The organism is Marinomonas sp. A3A, from assembly GCF_018336955.1.
Taxonomy (GTDB): domain Bacteria; phylum Pseudomonadota; class Gammaproteobacteria; order Pseudomonadales; family Marinomonadaceae; genus Marinomonas; species Marinomonas lutimaris.
This window is the reverse complement of sequence record NZ_CP025532.1, coordinates 3,870,309-3,884,733: the sequence shown is the minus strand read 5'-3', so window position 1 is coordinate 3,884,733 and position 14,425 is coordinate 3,870,309. Positions and strand designations below refer to the sequence as shown.

The following is a 14,425-nucleotide window of genomic DNA, read 5'->3' as shown; positions in this document are numbered from 1 at the left end:
AAGGAAAAGCTATGACAAACGATACTCCAATGAAGTTAGACAGCCTATGGCGCGGCGCTCATATCGCCACCATGGAAGATGGCCTGTATAGCGTGATTGAAAACGCAGCGATAGGCGTCGTCGGCGGCCGTATCGTTTGGATTGGTGAAGCTCAAGAATTACTAAACTACGACACTCGAAACGAACACGATCTGGGCGGCGGATGGATCACGCCGGGGTTGATTGATTGCCACACGCACCTTGTGTTTGGTGGTAATCGCGCAGGTGAATTCGAACAACGGTTGAATGGCGTAAGTTATCAAGAAATCGCCAAGCAGGGCGGCGGTATCGCTTCCTCTGTGAAGGCAACTCGTGACGCCAGCGAAGTGGAGTTAATCGCTAGCGCTTCTCGTCGTCTGAAAAGCTTAATAGCCGATGGTGTGACCACAGTTGAGATCAAATCTGGCTATGGTCTGTCCCTCGATTCAGAATTGAAAATGCTTAGCGTAGCGACGGAACTAGGAAAGCAATTTCCCGTGACGGTAAAACGTACTTGTTTGGCTGCACATGCCATGCCGCCAGAATATGACGATAAAGACGCTTATATTGATTACCTATGTGACACGGTTCTACCAAAAGTGGCTGAGCTTGGCGTGGCTGATGCGGTGGATGCTTTTTGCGAAGGCATTGCCTTTAGCACCGAGCAAGTGGCGCGCTATTTTAAAACCGCAGAGTTATTGGGCTTGCCAGTGAAAATCCATGCGGAGCAATTGTCTTCTTTAGGTGGAACTTCTATGGCATCGTCTTTCAAAGCCTTGTCGGCGGATCATATTGAATTTATCGAAGAGTCTGATGTAAAAGCTATGGCAGAGTCCGGCACGGTGGCTGTGTTATTGCCGGGGGCGTTTTTTACACTAAAAGAAACCCAACGTCCGCCGATCGCCTTGCTGCGCCAATATGGCGTGCCGATGGCGATTGCCACGGATGCCAACCCAGGAACATCGCCCGCGTTATCGCTTCGACTGATGATGAACATGGCGTGTACCTTGTTCGCACTGACGCCAGAAGAGTCGTTGGCGGGTGCGACAATTCATGCAGCAAAAGCATTGGGTATAGCAGATACTCATGGTAGTTTAGAAATCGGGAAAGTTGCCGATTTTGTGTGCTGGGATGTAGAAAGCCCTGGCGAGTTAAGCTATTGGCTTGGCGGCAACCTAGTAAAAAATAGAATCTATGAAGGCAAAAGTAGTTAAGAGGAAACATAATGACAACGCATGACGTATTAACCGTACCGGCATTTGATTTTATTCAGGGCGATTCGCCTTTGCTGGTCAGCATGCCGCATTCTGGTTTGAACTTAACGGCTGAGGTACAAGCAGGATTGACAGATCAAGCTAAAAAACTGCCCGATACCGATTGGTTTATCCCTGAGCTTTATGATTTTTTAGAATCGTTGGGTGTGGGTTTTATTAAGGCTAACTACTCTCGTTATGTCATCGACCTTAATCGTCCCTATGATGACAAGCCACTTTACGCGACGAAAACCACGGGCTTGTTCCCCGACATTTTATTTGAAGACACGCCTGTTTTTGCTGAAGGCAAAGCACCAAGTGACGAGCATAAAACCTTTTGTAAAGAGCATATTTGGAAACCCTATCACGGCACGATTGAGCAAGAACTCGCGCGATTAAAAGCCAAGTTCGGTTACGCGATTTTGTTTGATGCTCATAGCATTGCAGCTGAAGTGCCTATGTTGTTTGATGGGAAACTTCCTGATTTCAACTGGGGGACAAACGAAGGCAAAGCTTGTGACGAGACAATCGCCAATGCCGTCACGCAAATACTGCGACCACACTACACGCAAGTACTCAATGGACGTTTTAAAGGCGGCTACATTACTCGTCATTTCGGCCAGCCTGATAACAACATTCACGCGATCCAACTCGAACTTTCTCAAGCAACGTATTTAAATGATGAGTTGGCAAAACAGTCAGAATATCAATTGGATGAAAAGAAACAGCCATTGATTATACAACAGCTGAAAGACGTGATTGAGGCTTGTCAGCACCTTAGTTTATAAAATCAGCTGTTTTATAGTTTAAGAGTCCTCATGTTGTGAAAGCAGCATGGGGATTTTTTTTTGATGCTATATCTAGTCTCTTTTTTCTTGACGGTAGTGTCACGTAGCGTCATCGTTGTTACATCAAACTTCATAGGAAAAGGAATTCTTATATGTTCAAAGGCTATTTTTTAGCGTCTTCTGCTGTTATCAATCGTTGCTCAATTATTAATCGACAAATCACGCCATTGGCGTATAATTTGGAGGTGTCATGGTAATTGTTGAAACGCCTATTTTTACCAAACTCATTAATGAAATAATGAGCGACGATGAATATAAAGAGTTGCAGGAGGCTTTGGTTATAAAGCCCGATCTTGGTGTATTGATTAAAAACAGTGGCGGCTTAAGGAAAATTCGCTGGTCTGTGGATGGTCGTGGAAAAAGGGGCGGCGTACGAATCATCTATTACTGGATGACAGAGAATGAGCAACTTTACATGATGTATATTTTTCCCAAAAGCACTCAAGAGAATTTAACCGATGCGCAAACCAAAGCGCTAAGACAAATAGTAGAAAGGTGGTCACAATGAATGACGACATGTTCAATGAATTGCTAGAAAGCGTACAACAAGCCGATAGCATCATAAAAGGCCAAGCCACGGCAGCACGAATCACAGAATTTGCAGACCCAGAAGTGAAAGCCATTCGCACCAAAACAGGCCTAAGTCAAAGTCGTTTTGCTAACTTGCTTGGTGTAAGTAAACGTACGTTAGAAAACTGGGAGCAAGGCCGTCGTCACCCAACGGGGCCAGCACGCGCCTTACTTAAAATCGTTGATGTTGATCCAGAATATGCGCTAAAAGCGCTGCATGGTTAGAAAACAGTAAACTATATTTTATCTATTGGGGCGGTGCATTAATGAATTAGCAGTTCATTTCATCTATACTCACGGTTGAAAAATGAACATCAAATAAGTGTGGATATCATGGCCAGTTCAACTCAAATTAAAGCTTTAATGCAGTCGCATATCGACCAAGATGACGATAGGTTTTTATCTATCGCGCTTCAGGTTGCCGCGCATGAAGCGAGAAGTGGTCATGACAAGCTTGCTCAAGAGTTAAAATTACTTGTTGATAAAGCTAAGAAAAAAAGTCGCGCAAACCTTCCTGTATCCATTGCAAGCAGTATTAAAGACTCTACAGGATTATTATCGACAAGCCATCCTAAGCTTCGTTTTAGTGACCTGATTGTCTCCTCAGAAGTGAAGGGACGATTAGAGCGTTTAGTCAAAGAGCAGAAGCATTTAGTCACGCTTAAAAATCATGGCCTCTCACCTAGACGAAAGTTGTTGCTGGCAGGAAAACCTGGAACAGGTAAAACCTATACGGCTTCCGTTCTAGCTGGGGAGTTGAACTATCCATTATTTGAAGTCCGCCTTGATGCTGTTATTACAAAGTATCTTGGGGAGTCTTCTACTAAGTTACGCCAGATTTTTGATGCTATTAGAGATGTCAGGGGGGTCTATTTTTTCGATGAGTTTGATGCTCTTGGTTCGCATCGTGGATCAAATAATGATGTCGGTGAAGCAAGGCGTATATTGAACAGCTTTCTACAAATGATTGAGCAAGATGACTCAAATAGCGTTATTGTCTGTGCGACTAACCATATTGAGGCGCTCGATCATGCGTTATTCCGCCGCTTTGATGACGTTATCCGATATGAGTTACCAACAGAAGATGAAATTGTTCTGCTTTTTAAGTCTCGTTTGCGTTCATATGTTGCTAAGAATTTCGCTTGGAAAAAATTAGCCTCGTCTGCTCAAGGTCTAAGTAATGCGGAAGTAACCCTCGTTGCCAACGATGCGATCAAAGAAATGCTCATTCATGATTATCCTGCAATTTCACTAGAAATGCTTAATTACGCCATCCAAGATAGATTAAATATGAGTAAGCATTTCACCATTTAATAAGGAATATAAATGGCGAATAACGATTTTGATAAGCCACATTTTTTCTTAAGCTTTACCGCCATTCCAAAAAATTACACCGTGCCACCTTCTGGAGGTGGTGGAGACCCTAAGCTGACACCGGCCCAAAACCGTTTTTTACATAGTAGAAAACTGCGTGGTGATTTAGTTACCATTTCAGCAGATTTGGATTCACTCAAGCATGATATTGCTGCTACTTCATTAGAGATGGAAGTAGGTATTCAAGTTGAATTCGAAAGTTTTCCTGACATCGAATTGGCTGTAGAAAGTCTTGCGGATGAACGTAAAAAAATTGATCTACTCAATGTCAAAACAGTTATTAGTGGTGAGCATGAAAAAACTATGGCTACTGTTTTTATTCCTGATGGACAGTTAGCTTATCTTGAGCAAAAAATAGCAAGTTATTTTAATGAAGATAAAGATATAAACGGTAAACCCAGAGATAACCAGAAGCTTATTGATTCGATTCAGTCAATACGTAGAGCTGTATTCTCCGCTATATGGTCGGATGGTAAAGATCTTTTACCTGAAGATAAAGATGCTTCAATTTTGTGGGAAATATGGCTGTCTACACCAAATAGAAATAAACCTAAAAAAGCGGGAATTAATAATTTTAGTAAAGAAATTGTGTCCGACTTTACTAAAATTGCCAACCAGTTAGAAATAAAAGTCTCTCCTCATAAATTGCTCTTCCCTGAGCATACAGTCCTTCAAGTTAGCGCCAGTCAGAATCAACTTTCAAGTAGCTCATTACTCTTAAATCGTGTCGCAGAAATTAGAGCGCCTAAAGTGACAGCCGAGTTTTTTGATGTTATGCCAAGTGAAGAGCAAGAAGAGTGGTCTAAAGAGTTATTAGAGCGTTTGAATAAAACGGATAATGGCAACGAACCTTACATTTGTATTATTGATACCGGTGTCAATATTGAGCACCCATTGCTAAAGCCTTTTACAGGTACTAATAACCAGTTGACGATAACTCTAGACGAAGACCCAATGGATAAGAATGGTCATGGCACAGGAATGGCGGGGCTGGCTATGTGGGGGGATTTAACTGATGCGCTTGCCACAAATGATGCATTAGATATTAGTCATAGACTAGAGTCCGTTAAAGTACTAAATCACAACGGTGATAATAAAGATAAACCTCTTGGTCTAGTAACTGCTGATGCAGTTGCTGAAGCCGAAAATACAGACTCTTCTCGTGATCGTATTTTCTCAATGTCGCTATCTGCCAATACAGGTACAGAAAAAGGTAGAGCCTCATCTTGGTCAAGTGCACTAGACTCTCTAGCTTCTGACTATTTAGGCGAACGAAAATATCCGAGATTATTTACAGTGTGTGCAGGCAATACAGATAAAACTTTTTTAATGGATTACCCTGATTATTATACTCAACTACAGGATATACATGACCCAGCTCAAGCTTGGAATGTTATTACTGTTGGGGCATACACAAATAAGATAACACTTACTGAGTCTGGAGATTACCAGCCCTTAGCAAAATCTGGTGGTTTATCGCCTTATAGTACGACATCAACTATATGGGATAAAAAGAATACGCCCATTAAGCCCGATATTGTTTTTGAAGGTGGAAATATTGGCAGAGACCTGTTTGGCTGTACTGGAATGCATGACTTGAGTTTATTGAGTACTAATAGTGATTTTTCTCAACGATATTTTCAAACGACTAATGCCACTAGTGCAGCGACAGCCTTAGCGGCTCGTTTTGCCGCACAAGTGAAGGTTGAATACCCAGATTTATGGCCAGAAACTGTCCGCGCTTTAATGATTCACTCTGCTGATTGGACTGAGGAAATGTATAACTTAATTTCGGTCGATTGTACTCGTGAAAATATTCAGAAAAGCCAGGCAGCTAAGTTAACAAGGATGGTTGGTTTTGGTGTGCCAAATTTAGATGAGGCGATAAAAAGTGCTAACAATTCATTGTCTTTGGTTGTTCAAGATGAGTTACAGCCTTTTTGTAAAGATGGTAGTAAAGTTAAAACCTATAAAATGAATTTATATGATTTACCTTGGCCGAAAGAGACTTTGCAGAGTATAGGGGAAGCGAGTGTTGAGCTAACGGTAACGCTTTCTTACTTTGTTGAGCCAAACCCTTCGAGTCGAAATGTGTTAAATAAGTATGGTTATGCGAGCCATCAACTCCGTTTTGATGTTAAGCGACCGTTAGAGTCTGACACTGATTTTCAAAAGCGTATGAACAAAGCTAGTCGGGCAAATAAAGAAGATAAACCAAATAAAACAGAAGATCCGAATTGGTTGATTGGAACTGATAATCGACATAAAGGCTCAATACATAAAGATATTTGGCGAGGTTCGGCGGCAGATCTTGCTGAACGAGGTCAAATAGCGATTTATCCTGCAAATGGCTGGTGGAAAACTCGTGCCTCTCACGAACGTTATAATTCAAGGGTAAGATATGCACTAGTCGTTTCGCTTTCAGTGCCTGAGGTCGATATTGATATCTATAGTGAAGTTGAGAATGAAATTAAAGTAAGAGCGTCAGTTTCTATAGAGCAAACAGTATAAATTTAGCTTAAACAAACACTTAAACAAGATTGTATGAAATCCGCCATTCTGTTCCTCGTCCTTTTGAGGCGGATCTTGCTGTTGAGCGGATAAACCGTGTTACGTCTTGGGCGCGAGCGAGTGATGTTTTGGTGATCCATGTGCAGCATGAAAAAGCAGGTTCTGTGATCGAATTTGGCTCTGCTGGTTGGCAGTTACAGGCGGGGTTAAAGGTAGAAGAGGGTGATGAGTTTATTCGCAAGACAACACCGGATTCTTTTTTGCGAACTGATCTTGAAGCTTTGTTAAAGCAGCATAGCGTTGAACACTTGATTGTTTGTGGGTATGCCTCTGAGTTTTGTGTCGATACTACAATTAGACGCGCTGCAGGCTTGGGCTATTCAGTTGAACTGGTCTCGGATGCTCATACAACGCATGATAAACCTCATGCAAGTGCCGAGCAGATTAGAGCGCATCACAATGCTACTTTGCCGAATATAGCGAGCTTCGGTGTCAAGATCTCAGCCATTTCATCTAATGAATTGGTCAGGTAGAGGTCTTAAAGAAAAACCTACATTAGACGCTGCTAAAGGCTAATGTAGGTTTTGTAGGGTTGATCTGAAATTTAAGTGTTAGATGTTGGTCTTAACTTCTGTTCCAGATTCGATGGATTCGATACAGGCAAGAGAGATAGCCAGTGCTCGATGAGCGTCTCGACCATTTGGTCCCGTTTGTTTGCCGCTTTGGATGGCATCTGCAAAAGCACGAACTTGGGCTGTGTAGCCGCTAGCAAAAATATGAGAGTCCATACGCCAAGTATCATCTTTGGCGCCATCTTTGTCGAAACAGGTCATGTTGGTTTTACGAACATCACCCATTTGAACCATGCCTAAAGAACCCAGTACTTCAGCTCGCACGTCATAACCATACATGGCACAGAAGTTTGCTTCTGCTACAGCGATAGCGCCGTTGTCAAAGCGTAGCGTGACGGTTGCTACGTCTAGATGGCCATGAGACTTTGCGTCTGGACGTACAAGCGCATCAGCAATTGCGCGAACTTCAGTGACATTGGCACCTTCGTTCAACCAAAGTAGGGTATCAAAATCGTGAATTAGTGTTTCGTAAAAAATTGTCCATGTAGGGATTTTGAACGGATCACCACCCCAAGGGCCAGGATCACGAGTCAATGAACGTAGTTGCTGAGGCGTACCAATAACGCCTTCTTGAATCTTCGCTTTTGCATCGGCAAACGCTCTATCCCAGCGACGGTTAAAACCGATTTGATAAGGAAGGCCAGCGGCTTCAGCTGCGGCAGATACTTCATCGATTTCTGCAAGTGTTAAACCTGCTGGTTTCTCGCAGAATACCGCTTTACCTCGCTCCAGAAAATATTTTGAAAGATTAGCGTGAAAACGTGCAGGGGCGGCAATAACGACGCCATCTATATCTGGGTGGTTGGCAACTTCGTCGATGTTATCAGTAATGAAATCGCAACCTAGTTTTTCGCCTAGCTTTTTGGCGCCTTCTAGGTTCTGGTCGAAAATACCGAATAAATTCGCGTTGCTGATATTAAATGCGATGTTTTCTGCATGGTGAGAACCCATGCGCCCAGCGCCTACCAGTACTAGGTTGACAGGTTTTGTTGTCATGATGTTGAGTCCTTTGTTATTTTTTTTGAGAAAATGCGTTGCGAAAACGAGTAAGAGCAAGTTCTGAGTCGCTTTCAGGGAAACCTTCAAAGCCAATGACGCCTTGGTAGCCTATATTTTCAAGGTGGGCAGAGATGGCTGGATAGTTCATTTCTCCAGTGCTAGGTTCTTGTCGGCCTGGAACATCTGCTACTTGGATTTCACCAATATGAGGCAGGTAACGAGTAAGTGATTCTATTAGGTTACCTTCATCAATTTGCTGGTGGTAAAGGTCCAGCATCATTTTTAGATTCGGGTGATTAACTTCAGAAATTAGTGTGTAGACATCTTCTGCAGTGGCAAATGGAACCCCAGGGTGATCCACTTTACGATTAAGGTTTTCTAGTACAAACATAACGTTGTTGTCGGCGCCAATTTGCGCTATTTCAGACAGTGTTTTGTAGGCTTGAAGCCAATCGCGTCCAGATACAATCGGGCGAGGGTTCACCGGTAAACCTTTATTATCTAAGCCTGTTCCATGTAGGTTTAAGCGTGGTACGCCAAGACGTTTTGCAACCGCAACGGACTCATGGATGGTGGCGATGAGCTTATCTTTATTTTCTATAAAGTCGCCCTCGATGTAGCCTGTCATAGAGGAGAATTCGACACCTGTTGCAACTAACGCATCTATGTCGTGTTTAGTCCAATCCCAAAGTTCTGGTAAGAATCCTAAGCCGGCAATTTTTTGTACGCGTTCAGCGATAGGAAGTTCGGTAAATAAGGTTTCTGCGCAGCAGGAAAGCGAAAATGTAGACATGACTATGACCTCTTTAAAGGGGCTGGAAAAAAACATGGGATTTTTATTTGAATAAGTAGTTCGAAAAAACGCAGCGGCTTGAAATTACCGCTGCAAAAAGTTTCGAGAAAATACAGTCAGAGAATATTTATCTGACATATCCATCAAAAAAGTGATCAATTCCGATAAAAAACCACTAGTTTGATAGATTCTTTAGGGTTAATTTAGATTAGCGAACTCTTCCATATTTGCTGGAGTGACTAATTTAAATGGAACCCACACTTTTTGTGGCACTTCCTCGCCTCTTGCGAGTTTAATCGCTACGTCAACTGAGCCAGCGCCTTGTGCTTTTGCATCTTGGAAAACGGTGACATCTAAATCGCCTTCGCGCATTGCTTGCAGTGCATCTTGTGTTGCATCAACGCCAGCTACTACCACTTTATCCATGTCCATACCGATTGCCTTCATAGCCTGAATAGCACCGATTGCCATTTCGTCGTTGTTAGCAATAAGGGCATCAAATTTAGTGCCTGCAGAAAGCCAGTTGGTCATGATGTTGTTCGCAACAGAGCGCTGCCATAGGCCAGTGTCTTTGATAACGACTTTCATGCCTTTGCACTCAGGTGTATCTATTACATCGTAAATGTCTTGAGTACGTTGGATGCCTGTTTGGTCGGTTAAGGCGCCCATTAAAACGGCTATTTCGCCTTTGCCACCAAGTAGTCGACAAACTTCTTTAGTTTGCAAGGTTCCTGAATCAACTTCATTAGAGGCGATAAATGCTTGATTATCAGGGAGAAGGTCTATGTTGATTGGCTGGCGGTTAACGTAAACAAGAGGAATATCTGCGGCTTGAGCGTCATCACTGATTGACACGGTGGCGTCTGTATCAACAGGGCTGATAATGATGGCATCAACACCTGAAGCGATAAAGTTTTGAACTTGGTTGAGTTGAGTGCCAACTTGGTTTTTGGCATCTTCGATTTGTAAGTCCACGTCATCTATGGATTTTCCACGCGCTTCAATAGCTGTACGTAGTAGGGTGAGGAAGTTGTCATCATAGGTTGCCATAGAGACACCTATTCGCAAATTCTCAGCAAGGACTGTAGGGCTCAAGAAAGTGGCACCTAAAGTGATGCTGGATGATAAGGCGATAGTTACTAGCTTTTTCATATTTTTATTCTCCTAGTGTGTTTTTGCTGAATTTGCTCTCGCGTGCAGAGTCAGTGGTGATGAGTATGCACCCGAGTGCAGAAAGGCGTCAATAGTATTTGGAATGTTTTTTTCAAATTGTTAAAAAAAGAAATAAAATATTTTTTATGCATGATTTGGATGGCAGTCCTAGGGATTCAATGACAAAATAGAATGAATATTCATTAAGTCGTAACCGCATGAAAAATAATAAAATTAAGTCTTCAAAAGTCACTTCGGTAGAAGTAGCTGAGTTAGCTGGTGTTTCACGTTGGACTGTGTCTCGTGCTTTTACTTCAGATAAACCTATTTCTGAAGAGGCACGCCAACGGGTTCTTCTTGCTGCAGAGCAGCTCGGGTATAAACCTAATTTGTTGGCTCGAAGCCTTTCTACTCATAAAACAGGTGTTATCGCTGTCGTTGTTGATACATTCCAAAACTATAATGTGATGAAGCTACTCGACCAATTAACGGTCGAGTTACAAAAGCATGGGTTGAGGGCATTGCTGATTAATGTCATGGATGAAGACAGTGTTGCGGATCTGGTTGAACATGCCGATCAACTACAAACAGATGGGGTTATTTTTCTGGGTGCAACACTAACCGGAGATTTTGTTTCGTTAGCCAGTAGAATTAAAAGAATCCCGCTTGTGATTAGCTTTCGTGACTGTAATTTACCTGAACCATTGGTGCTCAATACAGATGATTATATGGCTGGCAGGGAAATATCTGAGCTATTGATCAATGAAGGTGCATTAAGTTTTGGTTATATTGCAGGGCCTTCTGGTATATCTACCCGCGTCAATCGTCGCGAAGGCTACGAAAGTCATTTAAAGGAAAATGGCTTTACGCTTAATCTCATCTTGAGTGCGACAAATTATGATCAATTTATTGCTTATGACGTTTTCTGTGATTATCTAGAAAGAACAGCTAAAAAAGACAGAATTGACGCTATTTTCTGTGAAAATGACACAATTGCTTTCGGTGTAATTGATGCGTTAAGAGTTCATAACTGCTTAGGATCTATTGCGGTTGTTGGATTTGATGATATTTCTTTTGCAAAAAGTCCTTCCTACAATTTAACAACCTATGCGCCGCCAGTGACTGAGCTGATTGGGTTAACTGTACAAGCCATGCTTAGAGATGATGTTCAACGGACCGTTATGAAAGGCAAGTTAGTTGTGCGAGAGTCGCATAAGCGAAAATGATGTTTTAATTTACAGAATCAGATAAAGGTTATCTGATTCTGTAAGCGGTTATTTAGATTTTATAGTACTGTTAGCACATCTTCGATTGCTAGACGTGATTTAGGCAAGGCTGCGTTGTAATCTTCGTCTTTGTGGTGATAACCGATAGCGAGTGCTACGTCGCACTGGTAACCCTCAAGTTCTGCATTGAAAATTTCACCAATTAGTTCTGGATCAACACCTTCCATCGGTGTGGAGTCAATACCTAGGCGAGCTGCGGTGTGCATGACATTGCCAAGGGCTATGTAGGTTTGCGCTTTTGTCCACGCAGCATTGTTACCACTCTTATCCATGTTCATTTCTGCGAAAGCAAAACCACCAAATGCCTGCTCTCTGTTTTCAGGCTTGGTGCGACCATCCTCAATACCTTTATCGACAACTTTTGCGTAGTCTTCTCGGCTGTAATGGGTTTTGTGAGCAAATAAGATGATGTGCGATGCATCTTTGGCGTGCTTTTGGTTGAACTGAAACTTGTTCGCAAAAGTATCGTGAAAGCGTTGTTTTGCTTTCTCACTTTCAATCACGATAAATTTCCATGGTTGAGAGTTAATAGAAGAAGGCGATAGGCGCATTGCTTCATAAATAACCTCTAGGTCGGCCTGAGAAATTTTCTTTGAAGCGTCGTATTGTTTTGCTGTATGACGCTTTTCTAAGTCGGCAATAATCTGGTGTGACATCTTCTATCTCCACAATAAGTAAAAGTGTTTGGCGCTCTATGAAACTAGAAGCGCTAAAAATAATGGCGCTATAGTAGCGAGACTTTATTAAATGAAGAACAGGGTTTTTATTGAATTATTCTCAAATATTATTTGATAATGGGTAGTAACTTTCTTTTTTGATAAGGGCTAAGTCATGCAACTTGAAGATCTTCGGGTCGTTCTGAAAGTCGCAGAGTTTCGTAGCATCACGGCTGCTGCAACACATTTAGATATGCAAATGGCGACAGCAAGCGCGGCCGTTAAGCGAATAGAGGCTGCACTTGGTGTTGAGCTGTTTGTGCGTACAACACGTCACTTGCGTCTTTCCAGTGCCGGTGAACGCTATTTGCCACAATGTATTGCCGCCATGTCTATGTTGGATCAAGCCAAACAAACTATTCACAATGATTTGGATATCATTAGTGGCGAGATTCGTTTAGCTGTTTCGTCTGATTTGGGGCGAAATATCGCGATTCCTTGGGTGGATGATTTTATGGAGCAGTATCCACAAGTAACCTTAAGAGTACATGTTAGCGACAGCAATATTGATTTCTATCGTGATGCGTTGGATATTGCCCTGCGTTATGGCGCGCCTGCAGATTCAAATTTATACGGTTTTAAAATTTGTAATGTGCCTCGATTATTAGTGGCGAGTCCAAGTTATCTTGAATCACACGGTACACCAGAACATCCTAAAGACTTGCTCAATCATCAAGGTTTGTTTTATCAGCTACAAAATATCTTGAACGATACCTGGCACTTCACATGTAAAGAGTTAGATGAAAATCCTGGTGCAGAGCGCTCTTATAAAATTAAGCCCAAAGCTTATTGTGCAGCGAACGATGGTGATTTGGTTCGGCGTTGGTGCGTGGCTGGGAAAGGCGTGGCAATAAAGTCCTCGCTGGATATTGCCAATGACTTGCTTACTGGTCGTATAGTATCGCTGATGCCGGACTATAAAATCCCTCAAGGTGAACTTTGGTTAATTAGTCCGAGTCGTCAATCTATTACGCCAACAGTGCGCCTTTTGCGAGATATGTTTCGAGAGCGCACCAGGGGGCTTTTAACTCAATTGGTAGATAAAGGGCTGTTAGAGCAAAGTGTACTAGAGGATTAAATGCCCTTCTTTGCGGCATGTTTTATAAAAAATGCTTATTTAAATAGGACTTTTTTTCTAAAAAAAGTACTTGAAAATTTGCTTGGTGATCCTATTTTTAGCAATGTAACAGGTTCGTCTAGTTTAAAGAGAACTTCTGTTACGTCTTTTGATGATTAGTATTTTGCTTCAATTAGGAGGACTTATTATGAACTCAATTGATTTTACCCCACTTTATCGCAGCAGCATTGGTTTTGACCGTTTGGCATCTTTACTCGACAACGCCCTAACAACGGACAATGTGTCAGCTGGTTATCCACCTTATAATATCGAAGTAGTCGATGATAACCGCTACGCCATTTCGCTTGCTTTAGCAGGTTTTGAAGAAAGCGATCTAGATATTAAGGTGGAAAAAAATGTGTTAACAGTCCGTGGTGAGAAAGCGGATTCTGGTGAGCGCAGATATCTCCATCAAGGCATTGCAAACCGCTCGTTTGAACGCAAGTTTAATCTTGCTGACTATGTTGAGGTGACGGATGCCAAGCTAAAAAATGGGCTGCTTACCATTAGTTTGGTTAAAGAAATTCCGGAGGCAATGAAGCCAAGAAGTATTGCCATTAATCAAGCAAGCAATGGTGTACTTGAACATCATAAAGAAGGCTCGAGCGAAAGTAAGTCTAAAGTAGCTTAAGCAAAAATCGTTTATTAAGCGCAAGGGCTGTGAGGAATCACGGCCCTTTTTTTATCTGTTTTTAGTCATCAATGTTATTTTGCAAACAGTTGCTTCATATCTTTAAACGCTTTGAATTCTAGAGCATTGCCACACGGATCAAGGAAGAACATGGTGGCTTGTTCACCCACTTGGCCTTTAAATCGAATATAAGGTTCAATAATAAAATCTGTCTCAGCTGCCTTAAGTCGCTTCGCTAATGCTTCCCATTGCTCCCAAGTTAATACCACACCAAAGTGCGGAACCGGTACATCATGTCCATCCACTGAGTTCGTGCCAGCAGCTTCCTGATATGGCATTTTTGGGTGATGATGGATCACCAGTTGATGACCAAAGAAATTGAAATCTACCCAAGCCTCGGCGGATCGTCCTTCTTCTAAACCGAAAACATCACGATAAAATGCCCGTGCTAGCGGAACATCGTAAACGGGAATGGCAAGGTGGAAAGGTTGTACACTCATTTTTATCTCCTGCAAAGGTCTCGAC

Annotated in this window: 15 protein-coding genes; 10 read left to right on the top strand and 5 right to left on the bottom strand. The window is 42.2% G+C overall.

Annotated elements, in window-relative coordinates:
- The first annotated feature begins 11 nt into the window (after positions 1-11).
- The 7 genes from hutI to CYL31_RS18245 all read left to right on the top strand — a co-directional run bounded on the left by hutI (position 12) and on the right by CYL31_RS18245 (position 7,107).
- Positions 12-1,232: an imidazolonepropionase gene (gene hutI, locus CYL31_RS18275; protein WP_212916564.1), complete on the top strand. Its 1,221-nt coding sequence runs from the start codon at positions 12-14 to the stop codon at positions 1,230-1,232.
- Positions 1,233-1,243: 11 nt separating this feature from the next.
- Positions 1,244-2,059, top strand: a complete 816-nt coding sequence (gene hutG / locus CYL31_RS18270) for an N-formylglutamate deformylase (RefSeq protein WP_212916563.1) — start codon at positions 1,244-1,246, stop codon at positions 2,057-2,059.
- Between the two features lie 250 nt (positions 2,060-2,309).
- Positions 2,310-2,627, top strand: coding sequence for a type II toxin-antitoxin system RelE/ParE family toxin (locus tag CYL31_RS18265; RefSeq protein ID WP_212916562.1), 318 nt, complete (start codon positions 2,310-2,312; stop codon positions 2,625-2,627).
- Positions 2,624-2,914 carry a NadS family protein gene (nadS, locus tag CYL31_RS18260; protein WP_212916561.1) on the top strand — a complete coding sequence of 97 codons (291 nt, stop codon included), beginning with the start codon at positions 2,624-2,626 and terminating at the stop codon, positions 2,912-2,914. The genes CYL31_RS18265 and nadS overlap by 4 nt, the downstream gene beginning before the upstream one ends.
- A gap of 108 nt (positions 2,915-3,022) precedes the next feature.
- Positions 3,023-4,003 (top strand): AAA family ATPase, encoded by a 981-nt coding sequence (locus tag CYL31_RS18255; RefSeq protein WP_212916560.1) that lies wholly within the window; start codon positions 3,023-3,025, stop codon positions 4,001-4,003.
- Between the two features lie 12 nt (positions 4,004-4,015).
- On the top strand, positions 4,016-6,574 hold the full coding sequence (locus CYL31_RS18250) for a S8 family peptidase (RefSeq protein ID WP_212916559.1): 2,559 nt from the start codon (positions 4,016-4,018) through the stop codon (positions 6,572-6,574).
- A gap of 29 nt (positions 6,575-6,603) precedes the next feature.
- The gene (locus CYL31_RS18245) at positions 6,604-7,107 is read left to right on the top strand and encodes a cysteine hydrolase family protein (RefSeq protein ID WP_212916558.1); all 504 of its coding nucleotides are present in this window, start codon (positions 6,604-6,606) and stop codon (positions 7,105-7,107) included.
- Between the two features lie 78 nt (positions 7,108-7,185).
- Here CYL31_RS18245 and CYL31_RS18240 read toward each other — a convergent pair whose 3' ends face one another.
- The 3 genes from CYL31_RS18240 to CYL31_RS18230 form a co-directional block, all read right to left on the bottom strand.
- Entirely contained in the window at positions 7,186-8,202 is a 1,017-nt protein-coding gene (locus CYL31_RS18240) for a Gfo/Idh/MocA family oxidoreductase (protein WP_212916557.1), read from the bottom strand.
- 16 nt (positions 8,203-8,218) lie between these two features.
- The gene (locus CYL31_RS18235) at positions 8,219-8,998 is read right to left on the bottom strand and encodes a TIM barrel protein (RefSeq protein ID WP_212916556.1); all 780 of its coding nucleotides are present in this window, start codon (positions 8,996-8,998) and stop codon (positions 8,219-8,221) included.
- Between the two features lie 198 nt (positions 8,999-9,196).
- Positions 9,197-10,150: a sugar ABC transporter substrate-binding protein gene (locus CYL31_RS18230; protein WP_212916555.1), complete on the bottom strand. Its 954-nt coding sequence runs from the start codon at positions 10,148-10,150 to the stop codon at positions 9,197-9,199.
- 218 nt (positions 10,151-10,368) lie between these two features.
- Between CYL31_RS18230 and CYL31_RS18225 the strand changes: the two genes are divergently transcribed.
- Positions 10,369-11,376 (top strand): LacI family DNA-binding transcriptional regulator, encoded by a 1,008-nt coding sequence (locus CYL31_RS18225; RefSeq protein ID WP_212916554.1) that lies wholly within the window; start codon positions 10,369-10,371, stop codon positions 11,374-11,376.
- Positions 11,377-11,435: 59 nt separating this feature from the next.
- Here CYL31_RS18225 and CYL31_RS18220 read toward each other — a convergent pair whose 3' ends face one another.
- Positions 11,436-12,092: an NAD(P)H-dependent oxidoreductase gene (locus CYL31_RS18220; RefSeq protein WP_212916553.1), complete on the bottom strand. Its 657-nt coding sequence runs from the start codon at positions 12,090-12,092 to the stop codon at positions 11,436-11,438.
- Positions 12,093-12,267: 175 nt separating this feature from the next.
- Between CYL31_RS18220 and CYL31_RS18215 the strand changes: the two genes are divergently transcribed.
- Both CYL31_RS18215 and CYL31_RS18210 read left to right on the top strand, forming a co-directional pair.
- Positions 12,268-13,230 carry a LysR family transcriptional regulator gene (locus CYL31_RS18215; RefSeq protein ID WP_212916552.1) on the top strand — a complete coding sequence of 321 codons (963 nt, stop codon included), beginning with the start codon at positions 12,268-12,270 and terminating at the stop codon, positions 13,228-13,230.
- A gap of 187 nt (positions 13,231-13,417) precedes the next feature.
- Positions 13,418-13,900: an Hsp20 family protein gene (locus tag CYL31_RS18210; protein WP_212916551.1), complete on the top strand. Its 483-nt coding sequence runs from the start codon at positions 13,418-13,420 to the stop codon at positions 13,898-13,900.
- 74 nt (positions 13,901-13,974) lie between these two features.
- Here CYL31_RS18210 and CYL31_RS18205 read toward each other — a convergent pair whose 3' ends face one another.
- Complete coding sequence (locus CYL31_RS18205; RefSeq protein ID WP_212916550.1) at positions 13,975-14,400, bottom strand: VOC family protein; 426 nt, start codon at positions 14,398-14,400, stop codon at positions 13,975-13,977.
- Between the last annotated feature and the right edge of the window lie 25 nt (positions 14,401-14,425).

What these genes read in the sequence shown, in the direction of transcription:
- CYL31_RS18235 (WP_212916556.1), bottom strand. Translation starts at nt 8,998, where the DNA reads ATGTCTACATTTTCGCTTTCCTGCTGCGCAGAAACCTTATTTACCGAA.
- CYL31_RS18210 (WP_212916551.1), top strand. Translation starts at nt 13,418, where the DNA reads ATGAACTCAATTGATTTTACCCCACTTTATCGCAGCAGCATTGGTTTT.
- CYL31_RS18220 (WP_212916553.1), bottom strand. Translation starts at nt 12,092, where the DNA reads ATGTCACACCAGATTATTGCCGACTTAGAAAAGCGTCATACAGCAAAA.
- CYL31_RS18225 (WP_212916554.1), top strand. Translation starts at nt 10,369, where the DNA reads ATGAAAAATAATAAAATTAAGTCTTCAAAAGTCACTTCGGTAGAAGTA.
- hutG (WP_212916563.1), top strand. Translation starts at nt 1,244, where the DNA reads ATGACAACGCATGACGTATTAACCGTACCGGCATTTGATTTTATTCAG.
- CYL31_RS18230 (WP_212916555.1), bottom strand. Translation starts at nt 10,150, where the DNA reads ATGAAAAAGCTAGTAACTATCGCCTTATCATCCAGCATCACTTTAGGT.
- CYL31_RS18240 (WP_212916557.1), bottom strand. Translation starts at nt 8,202, where the DNA reads ATGACAACAAAACCTGTCAACCTAGTACTGGTAGGCGCTGGGCGCATG.
- CYL31_RS18250 (WP_212916559.1), top strand. Translation starts at nt 4,016, where the DNA reads ATGGCGAATAACGATTTTGATAAGCCACATTTTTTCTTAAGCTTTACC.
- CYL31_RS18255 (WP_212916560.1), top strand. Translation starts at nt 3,023, where the DNA reads ATGGCCAGTTCAACTCAAATTAAAGCTTTAATGCAGTCGCATATCGAC.
- CYL31_RS18205 (WP_212916550.1), bottom strand. Translation starts at nt 14,400, where the DNA reads ATGAGTGTACAACCTTTCCACCTTGCCATTCCCGTTTACGATGTTCCG.
- CYL31_RS18215 (WP_212916552.1), top strand. Translation starts at nt 12,268, where the DNA reads ATGCAACTTGAAGATCTTCGGGTCGTTCTGAAAGTCGCAGAGTTTCGT.
- CYL31_RS18265 (WP_212916562.1), top strand. Translation starts at nt 2,310, where the DNA reads ATGGTAATTGTTGAAACGCCTATTTTTACCAAACTCATTAATGAAATA.
- hutI (WP_212916564.1), top strand. Translation starts at nt 12, where the DNA reads ATGACAAACGATACTCCAATGAAGTTAGACAGCCTATGGCGCGGCGCT.
- nadS (WP_212916561.1), top strand. Translation starts at nt 2,624, where the DNA reads ATGAATGACGACATGTTCAATGAATTGCTAGAAAGCGTACAACAAGCC.